The organism is Devosia faecipullorum, assembly GCF_015158295.1.
GTDB classification, from domain to species: domain Bacteria; phylum Pseudomonadota; class Alphaproteobacteria; order Rhizobiales; family Devosiaceae; genus Devosia; species Devosia faecipullorum.
This window is the reverse complement of record NZ_JACDXV010000007.1, coordinates 92,097-110,700: the sequence shown is the minus strand read 5'-3', so window position 1 is coordinate 110,700 and position 18,604 is coordinate 92,097. Positions and strand designations below refer to the sequence as shown.

Here is an 18,604-nt window from a genome sequence, read left to right as displayed (position 1 = left end):
ACGTACCCGCCCTGCCGTCGATTGGGATAAGGGGAGAATGCCCATGTCGAACCCATCCGAGGCCGAACAGGGCCTCTCTACCCGCACAGAATCCGTCGCCAGCTTTGAACTCCAACTGACCCTGTTGTCGCGCATCCAGCATGCGCTGCATTCCAATCCGGCCCTGGTGCCGCTGATCGTGCTGATCCTGTCGGTGCTGGTCTTTGGCGCGCTGTTGGGCACCAAGTTCTTCTCGTCCTTCGCCATGACGCTCATTCTCCAGCAGGTTGCCATTGTCGGCATTGTCGGCGCGGCGCAATCGCTGGTCATTCTCACCGCCGGCATCGATCTGTCGGTGGGCGCCATCATGGTGCTGAGTTCGGTGGTCATGGGCCAGTTCACCTTCCGGCTCGGCCTGCCGCCGGCAATCGCGGTGGTCTGCGGCCTGCTCGTCGGCACCTTTATCGGCTTCGTCAATGGCTGGCTCATCGCCCGCATCAGGCTGCCGCCCTTCATCGTCACGCTGGGCATCTGGCAGATCGCGCTGGCGACCAATTTCCTCTATTCCGGCAATGAGACCATCCGCGCCCAGGAGATCGAGGCCAATGCGCCGCTGCTGCAATTTTTCGGCAAGTCCTTCACCCTGGGCGGCGCGGTCTTCACCTATGGGGTGATCTTCTTCATCGCCCTGGTTCTGCTGCTGGCCTATGTGCTCAAGCACACCGCCTGGGGCCGCCATGTCTATGCGGTGGGCGACGATCCGGAGGCGGCTGCGCTTTCCGGCGTCAACACGAAGCGCATCCTCATCTCGGTCTATATGCTGTCCGGGCTCATCTGCGCCTTTGCCGGCTGGGTGCTGATCGGCCGCATCGGCTCAGTGTCGCCCACATCCGGCCAGTCCGCCAATATCGAATCCATCACCGCGGTGGTCATCGGGGGCATTTCGCTCTTTGGCGGGCGCGGCTCCATCCTGGGCATGTTCTTCGGGGCGTTGATCGTGGGTGTCTTCTCGCTTGGCCTGCGCCTGCTCGGCGCCGATGCCCAATGGACCTATCTGCTTATCGGCGCGCTGATCATCGCCGCCGTCGCCATCGATCAGTGGATCAGAAAGGTGTCTGCCTGATGGAACCCATTCTTTCCGCCCGCGCCCTCAACAAGCGCTATGGCCGCGTCACCGCGCTCGACAATTGCGACTTTGACCTGATGCCCGGCGAAATCCTCGCCGTCATCGGTGACAATGGCGCCGGCAAATCCTCGCTGATCAAGGCGCTGTCCGGCGCGGTGCAGCCCGATAGCGGCGACATCTTCCTTGAAGGCAGGAAGATCGCCTTCGCTTCGCCCATCGATGCGCGTCTGGCCGGTGTCGAAACCGTCTACCAGACCCTGGCCATGTCGCCGGCCCTTTCGATTGCCGACAACATGTTCATGGGCCGCGAATTGCGCAAGCCGGGCTTCATGGGCAAGGTGCTGCGCCAGCTCGACCGGCCGGCCATGGAGCGCATTGCCCGCGAAAAGCTCTCCGATCTGGGCCTGATGACCATCCAGAACATCAATCAGGCGGTGGAAACCCTCTCTGGCGGCCAGCGCCAGGGCGTCGCTGTGGCCCGCGCCGCCGCCTTCGGCTCCAAGGTCATCATCCTCGATGAGCCCACCGCCGCCTTGGGGGTCAAGGAATCCCGCCGGGTGCTCGATCTCATCCAGGATGTGCGGGCGCGGGGCATTCCCATCATCCTGATCAGCCACAACATGCCTCATGTGTTCGAAGTGGCCAATCGCATCCATGTCCACCGTCTCGGCCGGCGCCTCTGCGTCATCGATCCCAAGGACTACACCATGTCCGATGCCGTCGCCTTCATGACCGGCGCCATGAGCGCGCCGGGGGCGGCCATCGCAGCCTGAAACCTCCAAGCTGTCTCCCGACGGCAACTGGAACCGGCGATGCTGCCCCCAGCATCGCCGGTCTTTTCTTTGTCCGATCACGCAAACCTGTCCGCGCCATGGACGAAAATCCATGTTCCTGCCCCATCTTTTCATGCTCCAGCCAGCATGCGGAAAGGTGGGGTCGCTCATTGTGGGCTTGTTCGAAACGAAAGGAACACTCCCATGAAAAAGCTCGTTCTTGCTGCCCTTGCCGGCACACTGGCCGTCAGCGCAATCGCCCCCGCCATGGCGGGCGATACGGTGTTCGATCACTCGTCCTATTATGTGCTGCAAAAGCTCAATGCCGAGGGCTACCACGCCGTCGATGTCGCCGAATGGGGAACGCGCATCATCGCCACAATCGTCGATGCCAAAGGCCATAAGAGCCTTGTGCCCTTCGATCCGGATACTCTGACCATCGCCGGCTGATCCCCGCGCCAGCGCCGCTGCTGCCCTTTTAAGGACAGCGCGGCGGCGCGGCCATTCAGCCCTCGAAGGGCTTGAAATGCTTGGAGAGCTTGAGCGTCTGGGCCTGATAGTTCGAGCCCAGGTCGCTGCCATAGAGCCGGTCCGGCTTTTCCGCCAGATTCTCATAGATCAGCCGGCCGATGATCTGCCCATGGCCGAGCAGGAACGGCACTTCGCGGCTGCGCACTTCCAGTACCGCCCGGCTGCCGGTGCCACCCGCCGCCGAATGGCCGAAGCCGGGATCGAAGAAACCGGCATAATGGACACGGAATTCGCCCACCAGCGGATCGAAGGGCACCATTTCGGCCGCATGGGTTGGCGGCACATGCACCGCTTCTAGGCTCACGAGAATATAGAATTCATCCGGGTCGAGGATCAGTTCGCTCCGCCCGCGCGCATAAAGCGGCTCCCAGAAATCGAGCACGTCCAATGCGCCCTTCTGGTCCACGTCGATCACCGCCGTATGGCGCTTGGAGCGGAAGCCGATCAGCCCGTTCCGGCCCTGGCCCAGGAGGTCGATGGACAGGGCCACACCATGATCGACCGGCTGCTGTCCGCCGATCACCAATGTGTCGGATGCATGCAGCGCCTTGTGCTCTTCCACCGAGAGCCGGCTGTCGCCGCGCCGGAAGCGCATCTGGCTCAGCCGCGAGCCGGTCCGCACCAGCACCGGAAAGGTGCGCGGGCTGATTTCGAGATAGAGCGGCCCATTATAGCCCTCGGGCAATTGGTCGAAGCCACGCGCCCGGTCGCCGATGACGCGAGTAAACACATCGAGCCGCCCGGTCGAGCTTTTCGGATTGGCCGAGGCGCTGACCCCTGCGGGCAAGGCGAGACTCTCCTCGAGCGGCACCAGATAGACGCAGCCGCGCTCCAGCACCGCGCCCTTGGACAGGTCGATTTCGTGCAGTTTCAGCGCTTCGATCCGCTCGGCCACCGAATGGGCCGGGCCGGGCAGGAAACTGGAGCGCACCCGGAATGCGGTCTTGCCCAGCCGCAGGTCGAGGCTGGCCGGCTGCACCTGATCGTCATCGAAAGGCCGCGCCGCAATGATTGCGCCTTCCCCATGCAGCTTCTCGATCAATCGTGCAGTGAACACGCCCTTGGGCCAAATGTCGCTCATATAATGGTTCTCTTTGCGACCGTCATCGTCGGGCTCGTCCCGGCGATCCATCTTTCCCCTTGTGCCAAGTCTGGATTACCCGGACAAGCTTGGAATGACGATCAGGGAACGAGCAGGGCCGTCTTCCCCAGCAACCTCGCGATTGACGGCAAAGACCGATTGGCTTTAGATCGCGTCCCAGTGGTGATTTGGCCGGTCGCTTGCAGCCACTACGAGGCTGAATGCTACGGTTTCGGAATCAAAGTGCTAAAGACCGTTTGTAACCGGCCGCCAAGCGTGCCGGTTTTTTCCGTTTGAAGGCGCCTCAAAATGTCGAAAAAGAACAATCCCCTCCATGACCCCCGCAAGCTTTCGGCAGCGACGCAGATGGTGCATGGCGGGGGCAAACGCACGGCGTTCAACGAGACAAGCGAAGCCCTTTTCCTCAATTCCGGCTATTCCTATCCCAGTTCCGAACACGCCGAATTGCTGTTCCAGAACAAGATTGCCGGCGGCCACAATTATTCCCGCTTCGCCAATCCCACCGTCGATGTGTTTCAGGAGCGCATGGCGCTGCTCGAAGGCGCCGAAGCCGGCCGCGCCTTTGCCTCAGGCATGGCCGCCGTCACCAATGCAGTGATGAGCCAGGTGCGGGCCGGGGACCATATCGTCGCCGCCCAGGCCCTGTTCGGCGGCTGTCGCTATGTGGTGGAAGACTATGCGCCGCGCTTCGGCGTCGCCTCGACCCTGGTGGATGGCCGCGATCCCGAAAACTTCGCCCGCGCCATGCAGCCCAATACCAAGGTGGTGTTCATTGAGACGCCGACCAATCCGACGCTGGAACTGGTGGACATCAAGGCCGTAGCCGAGATTGCCCATGCCCATGGCGCAAAACTGATCGTCGATAATGTCTTTTCAACCGCGCTCTACCAGAAGCCGCTGGAACTGGGGGCCGACCTCGTCACCTATTCGGCCACCAAGCATATCGACGGGCAGGGCAGGGTGCTGGGCGGCATTGTCCTGGGGTCCCGGGAATTGATCGAAGGCGACGTCCATACCTTTCTGCGCCAGACCGGCGCCACGCTCAGCGCCTTCAATGCCTGGGTGCTGCTCAAGGGGCTGGAAACCTATGCCCTGCGCATCGAGCGCATGAATGACAGCGCCGAAAAGATCGTGAACGCCCTGGCCGGCCATCCCAAGGTCGAGCGCATCATCTATCCCCATCACCCCAGCCACCCCCAATACGAATTGGGCAAGCGCCAGATGACGCGCGGCTCGACCCTTTTTGCCATCGACGTCAAGGGCGGGCAGGACGGGGCGTTCGCCCTCTCCGACAATCTGGCGGTGATCCTGATTTCCAACAATCTGGGTGACGCCAAATCGCTGATCACCCATCCGCGCACCACCACCCATGCGCGCCTGACCGAAGACGTCCGTCTCGAAATCGGCGTCACCCCCGGCCTCCTGCGCTTCTCGGTCGGCCTTGAAGACCCCGACGACCTGATCGCCGATCTGCTCTATGGCCTGGATCAGGTGTGAGGTGATGTGGGCGCCGCACAAATCGGGTGGGTCGATCGCCTGCTCCCCCTCAACGACCAGCCTCCGCCTCGAACGCCCCGATAGCGCGGCTCCATCGCCTCCCTCCCCCTTGAGAGGAGGGAACGAGGGTGGGGGTTCCTGCCTATCCGCACTCCCCATGAGACCCGCGCCTGCTCCCCCAAAGCAGCAATTAGGCTGGCGGGCACTGAGGCGCGGCGCAACACTTCTCGCCGCTCTTGCCCTCCTCTCCGCCCCCGCATTCGCCCAGCCGATCCCCTATCATGCCGATCCCGATGCGCGGGAAATCCTGCCCAATCTCCAGCCGGTTCCGGCCATCCGCTTTCTGACCAGCGCCGATTTCCCGCCCTTCAATTTTCGCGACGATGCGGGCGAATTGATCGGCTTCAATATCGATCTGGCGCGCCGCATCTGCATCGAGGTCAATGTTGCCTGCACCATCCAGGCCTGGCCCTGGGAACAGGCCGCCACGGCGCTGGCCGATAGTCAGGGCGATGCGCTGATCGCCGGTCTCGCCATGACGGCGGAGAACGGCGAAATCTTCGATTTTTCCTCGATCTATCTGGCTCTGCCGGGGCGCTTCGTTACCCGCGCCGATGCGATCGGCACTTTCAACGCCCAAGCCCTCGCCGGCCAGCGCGTCGCCGTGCGCGCCGGCGGCGCGCATGAGGATTTTCTCGCCCGCTATCTGCCGGAAGCGGAAATTGTCGGTTTCGGCGACGAGATCGCGGCGCTCGAAGCGGTGCGGACCGGCAATGCCGGGGCGTTCTTCGGCGATGCCATGCGCGCCTCGTTCTGGCTCAACGAAAATCTTGGCTGTTGCGGCTTTGCCGGCGAGGCCTATTTCCGGCCCCAGCTCTTTGGCGAGGGCATGGCCATCGCCGTGCCGGCCGGCAATGACCCGGTGCGCCACGCCATCGACTGGGCCCTGGTCCGCCTCAAGCAGAACGGCACGCTGGACGAACTCTATCTGCGCTGGTTCCCGGTGGGCTTTTACTAAAGCGCGACGCGATCTTTCAGAGTCGCGCTCTGCGCTTTAGCCCCTTGTTTTTGTGCATGTCTTTGTCCCGAAACCGGAGCCACTTTCGGGACAAAGACATGCACTGAGCCGCCCGCCGTCATGGCCCGGCTCGTCCGGGCAATCCATGTCTCCGCGCGGTTAGACCATTACCCCGGCAATTTCCGGTGCCGCGCCCGCGCCGCCACTTCGATGGCCGCCGTGGTCAGCCGGTCCAGCTTCAGCTTGTCGCGCAGCATTTCGAGGAAGCGCAATTCTTCCTGTTCGAGGAAGAGGTCCACCGCCGTCACCTCCACCGCCAGCGCATAGAGCGTGTCCTGCAATTTCTCGGGCAGGGCGGCGACGGCATTGTCCAGCACGCGATCAAGCCCGTCCGGGCCGTTGAGAATATCGGCGCAAGCATTGGCCACCGCTTCCAGCCGCGCCTTTTCGAAGCCCTCGAATACCGGCAGCCGCTCGATCAGCGCCTTGATCCGGGTCAGCTCCCTCTCGGTGATCGCGCTGTCGGACGTGGCGGCGACGATCATCACATGGATGAGCGCGTCATGGGCATCAAGGGTCATAATGCGGGTCTCGTCTGGGGATAATGGTCAAGAACTAGGCTCTTGCCCGGCCCGGCGCAAGCACCTGCGACATTGACGCCGCACCTCAGAACGTGCACTTACCGGTCTTCATCCTCTCCTTTGTCCCGAAAGGCTGCTGCACCCGTGTCGCCCGCCGCTTTGCCCGCCCTTGACCCCTCCTTTTTCGAGCCCGCGCAGAACGCGCGCGCCTGGCCGTTCGAGGAAGCGCGCAAGATCGTCAAACGGCTGGAAAAGTCGGGCAAGGGCGAAGCCCTGTTCGAGACCGGCTATGGCCCCTCGGGCCTGCCCCATATCGGCACCTTTGGCGAAGTGGCCCGCACCACCATGGTGCGCACCGCCTTCCGCCTATTGACGCGCGACCAGATTCCGACCCGGCTGATCTGCTTTTCCGACGATCTCGACGGCATGCGCAAGATTCCCGATACCGTGCCCTCCAAGGAGGCCATGGAGCCGCATCTGCAAAAGCCGCTGACCGCCGTGCCCGATCCCTGGACCAATGAATATGCCAGTTTCGGCGAGCACAATAACGCCATGCTGCGCCGCTTCCTCGACACGTTCGGCTTCGATTACGAATTTGCCAGCGCTACCGAATATTACCGCAGCGGCAAGTTCGATACCGTGCTGTTGCGCGCCGCCGAGCGCTATGACGACATCATGAAGGTGATGCTGCCCACCCTTGGGGCCGAACGGCAGGCCACCTATTCGCCCTTCCTTCCAATTTCCCCGGCTTCGGGCCGCGTCCTTTATGTGCCGATGAAAGAGGTCAATGCCAAGGATGGCACGATCACCTTCACCGATGAGGATGGGCGCGACACCACATTGCCGGTCACCGGCGGCAATGTGAAGCTGCAATGGAAGCCCGATTTCGGCATGCGCTGGGCCGCGCTCGGCGTCGATTTCGAGATGTTCGGCAAGGATCACCAGTCCAATCAGGTGATTTATGACCGGATTTGCGCCATTCTGGGCGGCACGCCACCCGAACATTACGTCTATGAACTGTTCCTCGACGCCGAGGGCCAGAAGATTTCCAAGTCCAAGGGCAATGGCCTGACCATCGATGAATGGCTGACCTATGCCCCCACGGAAAGCCTCGGCCTCTACATGTTCCAGAAGCCGCGCGTGGCCAAGCGCCTGCATTTCGACGTCATTCCGCGCGCCGTGGATGAATATTTCACCCATGTCGCCGCCTTCGAGCGCCAGGATGCAGCCGCGCGCGTGGAAAACCCCGCCTTCCACGTGCATTTCGGCAATGTGCCCAAGGTGGACATGCCGGTCACCTTCTCGCTGCTGCTGAATCTGGCAACCGCGTCGAACCCGGAAACGCCCGAGGTCATGTGGGGCTATATCTCGGCTCATGTGCCGGGCGTGTCGGCCAAGACCCATCCGCATCTCGATGCGCTGGTCTCCTATGCCCTGCGCTATTTCCGCGATTTCGTGGAAAAGACCTATCGCGCGCCCGACGATGTCGAGCGCGCCGCGCTCGAAGCCCTGTCTTCGGCCTTCGCCGCCCTGCCGCCCGACGCCAGCAACGAAGACATCCAGAATGCTTCGCTCGACGTGGCGCGCGTCATCGAGCGCTATCAGGATCATTCCAAAAAGAGCCCCACCGGCGGTCCCGGCGTTTCCGGCGACTTCTTCCAGATGCTCTATCAGGTGCTGATCGGCCAGGAACGCGGCCCCCGCTTCGGCTCCTTCGCCGCCCTTTACGGCATCGACAACACCCGCCAGCTCATCGCCGACGCGCTGGCCGGAAAACTCGCGGGCTGACCGGGCCCACCCGGCGTCACAAAGGCCTCAGCCCTCTCCTCTTGTCACCACCGGGCTTGTCCCGGTGGTCCACGCCGCCGCCTGCACGATCCCGCCATGGATTGCCCGGACCAGCCGGGCAATGACGAAGGAGGGGAGGCATTGCCCCTTCTGACCTGTGCGCCTGACACAGCGCTTTCCCGAAGAAATTGAGTGCCACCCGGCCCGCCCAAGGCCCGCCACCCTCTCCCCATCGTCACCACCGGGCTTGTCCCGGTGGTCCACGCCGCCGCTTGCACGATCCTGCGATGGATTGCCCGGACAAGCCGGGCAATGACGAAGGAGGGGAGGCATTGCCCCTTCTGACCTGTGCGCCTGACACAGCGCTTTCCCGAAGAAATTGAGTGCCACCCGGCCCGCCCAAGGCCCGCCACCCTCTCCCCTCGTCACCACCGGGCTTGTCCCGGTGGTCCATGCCGCCGCTTGAACGATCCGCCATGGATTGCCCGGACCAGCCGGGCAATGCGCCGGACGGGAGGGGGGCCCCTTCTGACCGGCGCGCCTGACACGGCGCTTTCCCAAAAAATTGAGTGCCACCCGGCCCGCCCAAGGCCCGCCACCCTCTCCTCCCGTCACCACCGGGCTTGTCCCGGTGGTCCATGCTTCCGCCTGCACGACCCCGCGATGGATTGCCCGGACCAGCCGGGCAATGACGCCGGAAGGGGGCATCGTCCCTTTTCACCTGAGCGTCAAGTCCAGCGCTTTCCTGAAAAACACCACACGCTGCGTTTCTTCAAAGCCCAGCGCGCGGTGCATGGCGTGACTGCCGACATTGTCGAGCGAGGCGTCCGAAGCGAATTCCGTGCATCCCTGCGCCCGGCCCCAGTCTTCCACTGCGGTTACCAAGGCCCGCGCCACGCCGCGCCCGCGTGCTGCGGGAAGGACATATATGCCTTCGAGAAACGCAACTGGCGAGGTTCTGCATCCATTGACATAATCTCGCCTGAGGCTTGCCTCGGCAAATCCCATTGCCTCGCCGGCATCGGTGCGCGCCAGCAGATTGATCGTGTCGCCAGCATTGGCCAGCAGGCGCATGATCTCGTTTTCATGATCGCCTCCCGCGCCTCTCGGCCACAGCGTGGTACGTAGCGCCAGCCAGTCGCCAGCATCCGCTGGCAGGGCCGCCGCGATCCTCACTGGCTCGCCCAGATGATCCGTGCCACCCATTCCACCTCCACCAGATCGAGGATGCGCGGGGCATAGGCGGGGTTGAGCGAATGCAGTTCGATCTGCTTGGCAGACTGGCGTGCCAGGATTTTTGCCATCACCTCGCCGTCGCGGGTCTTGACCACCACCCTGTCGCCCCGCCGCACCTGTTCGGTCGGGGAGACCACGATCCGGTCGCCTTCGCGATAAAGCGGCTCCATGCTGTCCCCGCTCACTTCCAGCGCATAAATGCCGTTTCCCTGCGGCGTGGGCAATTCGATCTCGTCCCAGCCTTGTCCCACCGGAAAGCCCGCGCCATCAAAAAAACCGCCCATGCCGGCCTGCGCCAGCCCCAGCAGCGGCACCGTGCGCTGCCCCGGTTCGGCAAAGCCGCTGGCCTGCATATAGGCGCCGGTATCGGCCAGGAAGCTGTCGAAGCTTTCCCCCGTCGCTTCGAGGATTTTGGCGATGCTCTCGGTGCTCGGCCAGCGCTCCCGCCCATCCTTGCTCACGCGCTTGGAAATATTGAATGCGGTGGCATCCAGCCCCGCCAGCCGCGCCAGCGCCGATACGGAATGGCCGTGCCGGCGCGCCAGCCCGTCAATGCCATCCCAAATGGCCCTGTGTGAAAGCATCTGCCGGTCCCGGAGAGGAAATATATCTTATGAAGGAATGTTGTCCTATCGTATTGTCCGCTCTCCATCTTGTAAAGAGAACCTTTACGTTTTACCCCCGCACCATCCCCGCCGCGCAGGTGCTTCATGCCAATCGAAAACCCGCCTTTCATCTACAAGATCGCCACCATTGCCTCCCTTGCCGCTGCCCGCCATGCGGGGCGCTACGCCGGCATGCCCATCGATGCGAGCGACGGCTACATGCATTTTTCCACCGCCACCCAATTGGCCGAAACGCTGCGCCTGCATTTCCGGGGCCAGGCCGATCTGGTCATCCTGGCCGTGCGCATTGCCGATCTCGGTGAGGCGCTGGCCTGGGAGCCATCGCGCGGCGGCCAGCTTTTCCCCCATCTTTATGGCGGGCCGCTCGACATGGGCCTGGTGGAATGGGAAGCCCTTGTCAGCGTCGATGCGGACGGAAACTGCACCTTGCCGGAGGCCCTACAATGATCTTTTCCGCCTTTTCTCCGCTGCTGCGCCATGCGGGCCTGGCCAATCTCACGCGCGACACGCTTCTGCGCATGGACCCCGAAACCGCCCATGGCGCCACCATCACCGCTTTGCGCCTCGGCCTCGCGCCCCAGCAGGAGCACAAGGATCCGCCCGAATTGGCGACAACGCTGTGCGGCCTGGATCTCGTCAATCCCGTCGGCATGGCCGCTGGCTTCGACAAGAATGCCGAAGTGCCGCGCCCGCTGGCGCTTCTGGGCTTTGGCATGGTCGAGATCGGCACGGTGACGCCGCGCCCGCAGCAGGGCAATGACAAGCCGCGCCTGTTCCGCATTGCCGAAGCCGAAGGCGTCATCAACCGCATGGGCTTCAACAATGAGGGGCACGAGGCGGTGTTCGAGCGGCTCAAGGGCCTGCGGGTGCCGGCAGCGCTCGGCGTCAATATCGGGGCCAATAAGGACAGCGAGGATTTCGTCGCCGACTATGTCAAGGGCATGGTCCGCTTCGCCGACCTGGCCGATTATCTCACCGTCAACATTTCCTCGCCCAATACGCCCGGCCTGCGCAATCTGCAGGCCGATGAGGCTTTGCGCCGCCTGCTCGGCGAAGTGCTCAATGCCCGCGGCAAGGCGAAGACCCGTGTGCCGGTCCTGCTCAAGATCGCGCCCGATCTCGATGAGGCGGGCATGGACGCCATTGCCCGCGTCATTGCCGCGACCGATCTCGACGGGCTGATCGTTTCCAACACCACGCTTTCCCGCGATAGCGTGCTCGGCCTGGAGAATGCGTCCGAAGCCGGTGGCTTGTCCGGCAAGCCGCTCTTCGACTTGTCCACCCGGCGCCTCGCCCAGATGCGCCAGCGGGTCGGCGCGCTGCCGCTGGTTGGGGTGGGAGGCATTCATTCGCCCGAGACGGCGCTGGCCAAGATCGAGGCCGGTGCCAATGCCATCCAGCTTTATTCCGCCCTCGTCTTCGGCGGGTTCGATCTGCTCGAGCGCATCAAGCGCGGCCTGCTCGCCGGCGTCAGGGCGGCGGGCAAGACCAATATTTCCCAACTGGTCGGCACCCGCAACGCCGATTGGGCCTCGGGCAGGGAGGGGCAGGGCCTATAGGCTGAACAGGCTGGCCTTGCGCCGTTCCAGCGCCCGGAAATAGATCAGTCCGCGTGCGATGAACCAGCAATGCAGCGCCGCCCACAGGCCCCAATTGCCCCAGAGCGGTTGCAGCATCAGCGCGGCGGCGAGGAACACGGCCAGCGAGGCGATCATGCCATTGCGCATCACCACATTCTGCGTCGTGCCGATAAGGATGCCGTCATAGACGAAGGCGGGCATGAAGGTCAGCGCACAGAGCGCCGCGATGGGCAGATAGGTGAGCGCATAGGCGCGCACCTCCTCATTGGTGGTCATGAAGCCGATGACAGAGGGCCCGGCGAGATACCAGAGTGCGCCCAGGCCCAGTGCGATCGCCAACCCCCACAGCATCGAGAGCCCATAGGCCCGATCGAAGGCTGGTCGCCAATTCGCGCCCACCGATTTTCCGGTCAGCTGTTCGGCCGCCTGCGCGATGCCATCGAGAAAATAGCCCACCATCATCAGGAGATTGAGCAGCACGGCATTGGCCGCCAGCGGCACTTCGCCCATGCGCGAGCCCTGCGCCGCGAACCAGGCATAGGCCCCCATCAGCGCCATGGAGCGGATCATCAGATCGCGGCTGAGCCCGAACATGCGCCGGATCGCCGGACCGCCCAGCATGTCGCCGGGCGCAATGCGCGCCAATAGCGCGCTTATCCCGCCATAATGGCGCACGAGGATGACAAGGCCCGCCATCGCCGCCACGGCCTGCCCGACCACCGTGGCAAAGGCGGCGCCGGGAACGCCCCAGCCCAGCCCATGCACGAAATAGATCGAGAGCGTGATGTCGATCAGATGTAGCAGCAATTGCAGCGCCATGCCGGTCTTGGCCGCCGCCCGCCCATAGAACCAGCCCAAAAGCGCATAATTGATCAGCGAGAACGGCGCCGACCAGATGCGCCAATGGACATAATCGGCCAATGCCTCCCCGACGCCCGGCCCCGGAGCCAGCGCCCAGACCGAGAGCGCCAGGATGGGCATGGCCAGAAGCGCCATGGTGACGCCGATCCCGAGGCCCAGCACCAAGGCCCGGCTCACATGAAGAAGCCCCTCATGCCGGTCCTTGGCGCCCACGGCCTGCGCCACCAGCCCCGCCGTGCCGATGCGCAGGAAATAGGCCAGCGAAAACAGGATGTCGAAGACCAGCGCCCCCAAGACCAGTCCGCCCAACAGCGCCGCATCGCCCAGCCGGCCGATCACGGCAATGTCCACCAGCCCCACTAAAGGCTCGGTGATGAAGGCGATGGACGCGGGCAGGGCGATGGCCCAGACATCCGCCGAGCGGACAGTGAAGGGATGCTGGGGACGGCTGTTCATGGTGATCCGAGTCGAAGATTGCGCGACCTTATCGTCGCCCCCGCCCGGCGTCACCTCTATGCGCTACTCGGCCACATCCATGTCGAATACGATATCGGCCCGCCCGCTGGACGCTGCCACCAGGTCGTAATTGGGCAAATCGTTGCGCTCGATATGCGCCCGGTTCCGCTCCTCGGAAAACAGGCCCTCCTCGCCATGCCGCTTCAGCAGCCGCGCCTGCACGATTGCGCGCGGCACGTGCACGAAAACTGCATAATCCAGCATGGGTTTGACCCCGGCCCAGGGCCCTTCGGTCAGCAAAAGGTAATTGCCCTCGACCACCAGTACCTTCACTTCGGGCGCGACGCTGAAGGCGTCATCGATGGTGTCCTCGATCTTGCGGCTATAGCCCGGCCCGCTGACCACGGCTTCGGCATGCTTGAGATGGTGGAGGAAGCTGACGAAAGCCGCGCCTTCGAATGTGTGCGGCGCGCCCTTGTAATCGGTCTGCCCCATGGCCTCGATCTTGGCATGCTTCATGTGGAAGCCGTCCATCGGCACCAGCGCGGCGCTGCCGGGCCGGATTGCGTTGAGCATGGTCACCAGTTCCGCCGCCAGCGTCGACTTGCCGGTGCCAGGCCCACCCGCGAGGCCAATGGCGATGCGCTGGCCCGTCGCCGCTTGCTCCAGCGCCACGATATGCGGCACCAGCCGCGCCAGCGCCGCCTGCGGCGTCAGTTTGATCGTCTCGACCATTTTTTAGCGTCCCCGGGTCAGCCGCAGCAACAGCCAGACCGGCACCACGATGGCCGCGCCGGTCAGCACATAGACGCCCAATCGCCGGACAAGACCAGCGCTGTCGCGCAGGGCATCACGCAGCAAATTCACTGCGCCCTGCACCAGGTCGGCGGCGTTGAAGCCGAAGGCCGACATGACGAAGCCGACCAATAACGAAATCAGTAGCAGCTTGATGATCACCGAAGCCGGCCGCCCGCCCAGCACAATTTCGAGCCAGGATCGGGTTTGAGGTCGAGTGTCTTCGCTCATGTCGCGGCTCCGTTTGGCAGGGTCACGGCCATCATATAGGCTGCGCGATGATTTGTATCAGGTGCTCATTGTCAAACTTTTCGTCACCATCGCCGCGCCTGCCTCCTCCCGTTGAGGGAAGGGCCGGGTTGGCCCTGGCCTGACCATGAACATTGCGCTCCCGCCCGTCATCGCCGATTGGTTCGCCAGCCGCGATTGGTCGCCGCGCCAGCATCAGCTCGAAGTGCTTGCCTCCCATCGCTCCGGCGCGTCGCAATTGCTCATCGCCCCCACCGGCGCGGGCAAGACCCTGGCCGGCTTCCTGCCCAGCCTCGTCGATCTGGCCGATGGGGGCTTTGATGGCCTCCACACCCTTTATATTTCCCCGCTCAAGGCGCTGGCGGTGGACGTGCAGCGCAATCTCTCCACCCCGATCGCCGAGATGGGGCTGCCCATCCGCGTCGAGGCCCGCAGCGGCGACACCTCCGCCGCCAAGCGCGCCCGCCAGCGCACAAGGCCGCCGCAGATCCTGCTGACCACGCCCGAGCAATTGGCGCTGCTCATCTCCCATCCCCAGGCCGAATTGATGTTCGCTTCGCTTCGCCGCGTGGTGCTCGATGAATTGCACGCCCTGGTCACCAATAAACGCGGCGAGCTTCTCGCCCTTGGCCTGGCGCGCCTTGCGAACCTGGCCCCCGAGCTGCGGATCACCGCGCTCTCGGCAACCGTGGCCCGCCCGGACCTGCTGCGCGACTGGATCGCCACACCCCTGCCGGACCGGCCAACCGAACTCCTTCGCATGTCCGGCGGCGCCCCGCCCGAACTGACCATTCTGCAAACCGAGGAGCGCCTGCCCTGGGCGGGTCATTCGGGGCGCTATGCCCATCGGGAACTCTACAACATCATCCAGCAGCACAAGACCACGCTGCTCTTCGTCAATACCCGCAGCCAGGCCGAAATGCTGTTCCAGGGCCTCTGGGATATCAACGAGGATATGCTGCCCATCGCGCTGCACCATGGCTCGCTCTCGGTCGAGCAGCGCCGCAAGGTCGAGGCCGCCATGGCTTCTGGCCAGCTCAAGGCCGTGGTCTGCACCTCGACGCTCGATCTGGGCATCGATTGGGGCGATGTCGATCTGGTCGTGCAGGTCGGCGCGCCCAAGGGAAGCTCGCGCATGCTGCAACGCATCGGTCGCGCCAATCACCGGCTCGATGATCCGTCAAAGGCCCTGCTCGTACCCTCCAACCGTTTCGAAGTGCTCGAATGCGAAGCCGCCGTCGAGGCAGTATCCGAAGGCCATCAGGATAGCGAAGACCCCCAGCCCGGCGGCTATGACGTCCTCGCCCAGCATATTCTGGGCATGGCCTGCGCCGAACCCTTCCAGGCCGATGACCTCTATGGCGAAATTACCCGCGCCTGGCCCTATCGGGGCCTTGCCCGCGAAAAATTTGACCGCGTGCTCGATTTCGTCGCCACCGGCGGCTATGCGCTGCGGGCCTATGAACGCTATGCCCGCCTCCGCCAATTGCCCGACGGCAAATGGCGCATCGCCAATCCCCAGGTCGCCCAGCAATACCGGCTCAATATCGGTACCATTGTCGAGGAGCCCATGATCCGGGTGCGTCTCGTGCGCAGCAAGGAGCAGAAAAAGGGCCGCACCACCGGCCCCATCGGCGCCGGCGGGCGCGTCCTGGGCGAGATGGAGGAATATTTCTTTTCCACCCTCTCCCTGGGCGACACTTTCATCTTTGGCGGCGAGATCGTCGCCTTCGAGGGCATGAAGGACAATGAGGCCTTCGTCTCCCGCGCTGTCGCCAGGAACCCCAAAATCCCATCCTATATGGGCGGCAAATTCCCGCTTTCGACCTATCTGGCCGAGCGCGTCCGCCGCCTCATGGATAGTCCCGAGGACTGGCACAAACTGCCCGATCAGGTCGCCGACTGGCTGCGCCTGCAACGCGACATCTCGGTCCTGCCGCGCCGCGACAGCCTCCTGGTGGAAACCTTCCCCCAGGGCAGCCACAATTTTCTCGTCTGTTATCCCTTCGAGGGGCGGCTGGCGCACCAGACGCTGGGCATGCTGCTCACCCGCCGCCTCGAACGCCTGCGCGCCCGCCCGCTTGGCTTCGTCGCCAGCGAATATGCCCTCGCCGTCTGGGGACTGGGCGATCTTTCCGCCCTGATCCGCACCGGTCGGCTCTCACTCGACGACTTGTTCGACGAGGACATGCTCGGCGACGACCTCGAATCCTGGCTCGATGAATCGGCGCTGATGAAACGCACCTTCCGCAATTGCGCCATCATCGCCGGCCTGATCGAGCGCCGACACCCCGGCAAGGAAAAGACCGGCCGTCAGATCACCATGTCTTCGGACCTCATCTATGACGTGCTCTATCAGCACGAGCCCGACCATATCCTCATCGAGGCCACCCGCCACGACGCGGCGCGCGGCCTGCTCGACATCGAGCGGCTGGGCCACATGCTCGCCCGCATCCGCACCCATATCGTCCACAAGCCCCTGCCGCGTATCTCCCCGCTCGCCGTCCCGGTCATGCTCGACATCGGCAAGGAGCCCATTTTCGGCGAAGGCCGCGAATCCGCCATGACCGAAGCCGCCGAGGAACTTCTGCGCGAGGCGATGGGCGAGGTTTTCTGACCGGCCGCCATTGCCCCGGCATACCCCCGCCGCCTCTCCGCCCCATCGTCATTGCCCGGCTTGTCCGGGCAATCCAGTTCCCCGCCCCATCCCTCAGCCGCCAATCCCGACAAACTCCCCGGTCTGTTCCTCCCCCTTTCTTGAAGGGGAGGCTAGGAGGAGGTCTTTCCTATTCCCCTCGCAATTGCCGCAACATTCCCTCCGCCGCCCTCAGGCTCAGCGCCGCGATGGTCAGGGTCGGATTGGCCGTCGCCGAGGTCGGAAACACCGACGAGCCGGCAATGAAGAGATTGTCGTGGTCATGACTGCGCAATTCCGCGTTGACCACCGAACTGGCGGGGTCGTCGCCCATCCGGCAGGTGCCGATAATGTGGCCCGAGCCGTTGAACTCCTCGGCATGGTGCACTTCTTCTGTGCCGAGTGCCGTGAAAATGTCGTCATGCGCCTGGGCCGCCGCCGCCAGCCCCGCCTTCACATAATCATCGATGCTGTAATGGATCTGGGGCAGGGGAACGCCATAGCGGTCCTTTTCGGTGGGATGAAGCGTAATGCGATTGTCCGGATCGGGAAGCTGTTCGACCAGCGCCGCCATGCGCACATGTCTTGCCGCCTGCCGCTTGAGCGCCTGGTCCAGCTCCGGGCCGCGAAGCCCTTCGGCGATCAGCGCCTGCGCCGTGCTCAGCGGCGCGCCGGTCGGCCAGCTATGGCCGTCATTGCCGATCTCGATGCGGAACGCGCCGCGCTCGTCGCGGAAGTCGCCGACGCTGAGATTTTCGATCCCCGAGGTCGAAAGCGGGCCGCGATAGGGCCAGACCGGGTCGAGTGTTGTCGCCCAGCTCAACTGGCTGGGATGGTCCATGAGATTGCGCCCGACCTGATCGGAGCCATTGGCGACGCCATTGGGCGCGTGGCTATTGGCCGAGGCCAGCAACAGGCGCGGTGTTTCAATCGCGTGAGCGGCGATGACATAGAGTTTCCCGGTAGCGCGACCGGTGCTGCCGTCGCGGCGGGTAAAGGCAATGAAGGACACTTTGCCATCCGCTCCGGTCTCGACGCGGGTGGCATTGGTGGCGGAGTAGAGCGCCGCCCCCTTGCTCACCGCCCGCTCGACATGGACGCTGGCATCATATTTGGCCTGTACCGGGCAGACCGGGATGCAGCTCGAACTGCCGCAACAGGCGGGGCGGTCGTCGTGGTCGACCGAATTGCGGGCCTGTGGCGTCGGCGAAACCACATAGGCCGTGCCCGCCAGCTTCTCGGCGAATTTTTTGTCGAGAAAGGTCTGGGGAATGGGCGGCATGGGATAGTCGGTCGAACGCGGCGCCGATGGCGGCGAGCCCGCAATGCCCGACACACCCAGTTCGATTTCGGCGCGGCCATAATAGGGCTCAAGCTCGTCATAGCTCAGCGGCCAATCCTCGCCCCGTCCGAAACGGCTCTTGAGCCGGAAATCCTCGGGCGACATGCGGATGGCGGTGCCCAGCCAGTGCCAGGTCGTGCCGCCCACCACTTTGACATAGGTGCTCTTGAACTTTGCCGGACCCACCTGCCGATAGTAATAATCCGGGTTCCAGCTCAGCGGATGGTCAACGTCCGGCCCGACCGGATAGGCCGATTCCGGCGTCTTGATCAGCGCGGCGTGGAACGTGTCCACCGCTTCGGCGCGGTCGACCGCGTCGCCGGTTTCGAGAATGGCCACGCTCACGCCGGCATTGGCCAATTGGTCGGCAATCAGGGCTCCGGCAACACCGGAGCCGACAATGATCACTTCGGCTTCAATATCGGCCAT

General features: G+C 63.9%; 17 protein-coding genes. 9 read left to right on the top strand and 8 right to left on the bottom strand.

Going from position 1 to position 18,604, the window contains the following annotated elements; all coding sequences use genetic code 11:
• Positions 1–43: 43 nt before the first annotated feature.
• The 3 genes from H0482_RS14350 to H0482_RS14340 all read left to right on the top strand — a co-directional run bounded on the left by H0482_RS14350 (position 44) and on the right by H0482_RS14340 (position 2,328).
• Positions 44–1,102 (top strand): ABC transporter permease, encoded by a 1,059-nt coding sequence (locus H0482_RS14350; protein ID WP_193730766.1) that lies wholly within the window; start codon positions 44–46, stop codon positions 1,100–1,102.
• Entirely contained in the window at positions 1,102–1,878 is a 777-nt protein-coding gene (locus H0482_RS14345; protein WP_193730765.1) for an ATP-binding cassette domain-containing protein, read from the top strand. The genes H0482_RS14350 and H0482_RS14345 overlap by 1 nt, the downstream gene beginning before the upstream one ends.
• Before the next feature lie 204 nt (positions 1,879–2,082).
• The gene (locus tag H0482_RS14340; RefSeq protein WP_193730764.1) at positions 2,083–2,328 is read left to right on the top strand and encodes a hypothetical protein; all 246 of its coding nucleotides are present in this window, start codon (positions 2,083–2,085) and stop codon (positions 2,326–2,328) included.
• 55 nt (positions 2,329–2,383) lie between these two features.
• On the opposite strand, the gene H0482_RS14335 is transcribed toward H0482_RS14340, so the two are convergent.
• Positions 2,384–3,490 carry a 2'-deoxycytidine 5'-triphosphate deaminase gene (locus H0482_RS14335; protein WP_193730763.1) on the bottom strand — a complete coding sequence of 369 codons (1,107 nt, stop codon included), beginning with the start codon at positions 3,488–3,490 and terminating at the stop codon, positions 2,384–2,386.
• A gap of 309 nt (positions 3,491–3,799) precedes the next feature.
• Between H0482_RS14335 and metZ the strand changes: the two genes are divergently transcribed.
• Positions 3,800–5,008, top strand: a complete 1,209-nt coding sequence (gene metZ, locus H0482_RS14330; RefSeq protein ID WP_193730762.1) for an O-succinylhomoserine sulfhydrylase — start codon at positions 3,800–3,802, stop codon at positions 5,006–5,008.
• 157 nt (positions 5,009–5,165) lie between these two features.
• Entirely contained in the window at positions 5,166–6,026 is an 861-nt protein-coding gene (locus tag H0482_RS14325; protein WP_193730761.1) for a transporter substrate-binding domain-containing protein, read from the top strand.
• A gap of 167 nt (positions 6,027–6,193) precedes the next feature.
• Here the strand turns inward: H0482_RS14325 and H0482_RS14320 are convergent, their stop codons facing one another.
• Positions 6,194–6,607, bottom strand: coding sequence for a tellurite resistance TerB family protein (locus tag H0482_RS14320; RefSeq protein ID WP_193730760.1), 414 nt, complete (start codon positions 6,605–6,607; stop codon positions 6,194–6,196).
• A 144-nt stretch (positions 6,608–6,751) separates the two neighbouring features.
• On the opposite strand from H0482_RS14320, the gene H0482_RS14315 reads away from it, so the two are divergent.
• Positions 6,752–8,395, top strand: a complete 1,644-nt coding sequence (locus tag H0482_RS14315) for a lysine--tRNA ligase (RefSeq protein ID WP_193730759.1) — start codon at positions 6,752–6,754, stop codon at positions 8,393–8,395.
• Positions 8,396–9,112: 717 nt separating this feature from the next.
• On the opposite strand, the gene aac(6') is transcribed toward H0482_RS14315, so the two are convergent.
• Positions 9,113–9,571: an aminoglycoside 6'-N-acetyltransferase gene (aac(6'), locus tag H0482_RS14310; RefSeq protein ID WP_407925737.1), complete on the bottom strand. Its 459-nt coding sequence runs from the start codon at positions 9,569–9,571 to the stop codon at positions 9,113–9,115.
• Positions 9,568–10,215, bottom strand: a complete 648-nt coding sequence (locus tag H0482_RS14305) for a S24 family peptidase (protein WP_193730757.1) — start codon at positions 10,213–10,215, stop codon at positions 9,568–9,570. Before H0482_RS14305 ends, aac(6') begins: the two co-directional genes overlap by 4 nt.
• Before the next feature lie 126 nt (positions 10,216–10,341).
• Between H0482_RS14305 and H0482_RS14300 the strand changes: the two genes are divergently transcribed.
• Together H0482_RS14300 and H0482_RS14295 are read left to right on the top strand one after the other, a co-directional pair.
• On the top strand, positions 10,342–10,704 hold the full coding sequence (locus H0482_RS14300) for a DUF952 domain-containing protein (protein ID WP_193730756.1): 363 nt from the start codon (positions 10,342–10,344) through the stop codon (positions 10,702–10,704).
• Positions 10,701–11,816, top strand: coding sequence for a quinone-dependent dihydroorotate dehydrogenase (locus H0482_RS14295; RefSeq protein ID WP_193730755.1), 1,116 nt, complete (start codon positions 10,701–10,703; stop codon positions 11,814–11,816). The genes H0482_RS14300 and H0482_RS14295 overlap by 4 nt, the downstream gene beginning before the upstream one ends.
• Here H0482_RS14295 and H0482_RS14290 read toward each other — a convergent pair.
• The 3 genes from H0482_RS14290 to H0482_RS14280 all read right to left on the bottom strand — a co-directional run bounded on the left by H0482_RS14290 (position 11,811) and on the right by H0482_RS14280 (position 14,180).
• Complete coding sequence (locus H0482_RS14290) at positions 11,811–13,154, bottom strand: MATE family efflux transporter (protein WP_193730754.1); 1,344 nt, start codon at positions 13,152–13,154, stop codon at positions 11,811–11,813. The genes H0482_RS14295 and H0482_RS14290 overlap by 6 nt on opposite strands.
• Positions 13,155–13,217: 63 nt before the next feature.
• On the bottom strand, positions 13,218–13,889 hold the full coding sequence (locus tag H0482_RS14285) for a nucleoside/nucleotide kinase family protein (RefSeq protein WP_193730753.1): 672 nt from the start codon (positions 13,887–13,889) through the stop codon (positions 13,218–13,220).
• 3 nt (positions 13,890–13,892) lie between these two features.
• The gene (locus H0482_RS14280) at positions 13,893–14,180 is read right to left on the bottom strand and encodes a DUF6460 domain-containing protein (protein ID WP_193730752.1); all 288 of its coding nucleotides are present in this window, start codon (positions 14,178–14,180) and stop codon (positions 13,893–13,895) included.
• Between the two features lie 145 nt (positions 14,181–14,325).
• On the opposite strand from H0482_RS14280, the gene H0482_RS14275 reads away from it, so the two are divergent.
• Positions 14,326–16,815 (top strand): ligase-associated DNA damage response DEXH box helicase, encoded by a 2,490-nt coding sequence (locus H0482_RS14275; RefSeq protein WP_193730751.1) that lies wholly within the window; start codon positions 14,326–14,328, stop codon positions 16,813–16,815.
• A 169-nt stretch (positions 16,816–16,984) separates the two neighbouring features.
• Here H0482_RS14275 and H0482_RS14270 read toward each other — a convergent pair whose 3' ends face one another.
• Positions 16,985–18,604, bottom strand: coding sequence for a GMC family oxidoreductase (locus tag H0482_RS14270; protein WP_193730750.1), 1,620 nt, complete (start codon positions 18,602–18,604; stop codon positions 16,985–16,987).

Coding starts and splice junctions, on each gene's coding strand:
- H0482_RS14350 (WP_193730766.1), top strand. CDS start 44: ATGTCGAACCCATCCGAGGCCGAACAGGGCCTCTCTACCCGCACAGAA.
- H0482_RS14345 (WP_193730765.1), top strand. CDS start 1,102: ATGGAACCCATTCTTTCCGCCCGCGCCCTCAACAAGCGCTATGGCCGC.
- H0482_RS14340 (WP_193730764.1), top strand. CDS start 2,083: ATGAAAAAGCTCGTTCTTGCTGCCCTTGCCGGCACACTGGCCGTCAGC.
- H0482_RS14335 (WP_193730763.1), bottom strand. CDS start 3,490: ATGAGCGACATTTGGCCCAAGGGCGTGTTCACTGCACGATTGATCGAG.
- metZ (WP_193730762.1), top strand. CDS start 3,800: ATGTCGAAAAAGAACAATCCCCTCCATGACCCCCGCAAGCTTTCGGCA.
- H0482_RS14325 (WP_193730761.1), top strand. CDS start 5,166: ATGAGACCCGCGCCTGCTCCCCCAAAGCAGCAATTAGGCTGGCGGGCA.
- H0482_RS14320 (WP_193730760.1), bottom strand. CDS start 6,607: ATGACCCTTGATGCCCATGACGCGCTCATCCATGTGATGATCGTCGCC.
- H0482_RS14305 (WP_193730757.1), bottom strand. CDS start 10,215: ATGCTTTCACACAGGGCCATTTGGGATGGCATTGACGGGCTGGCGCGC.
- H0482_RS14300 (WP_193730756.1), top strand. CDS start 10,342: ATGCCAATCGAAAACCCGCCTTTCATCTACAAGATCGCCACCATTGCC.
- H0482_RS14295 (WP_193730755.1), top strand. CDS start 10,701: ATGATCTTTTCCGCCTTTTCTCCGCTGCTGCGCCATGCGGGCCTGGCC.
- H0482_RS14290 (WP_193730754.1), bottom strand. CDS start 13,154: ATGAACAGCCGTCCCCAGCATCCCTTCACTGTCCGCTCGGCGGATGTC.
- H0482_RS14285 (WP_193730753.1), bottom strand. CDS start 13,889: ATGGTCGAGACGATCAAACTGACGCCGCAGGCGGCGCTGGCGCGGCTG.
- H0482_RS14280 (WP_193730752.1), bottom strand. CDS start 14,180: ATGAGCGAAGACACTCGACCTCAAACCCGATCCTGGCTCGAAATTGTG.
- H0482_RS14275 (WP_193730751.1), top strand. CDS start 14,326: ATGAACATTGCGCTCCCGCCCGTCATCGCCGATTGGTTCGCCAGCCGC.
- H0482_RS14270 (WP_193730750.1), bottom strand. CDS start 18,604: ATGGCCGATATTGAAGCCGAAGTGATCATTGTCGGCTCCGGTGTTGCC.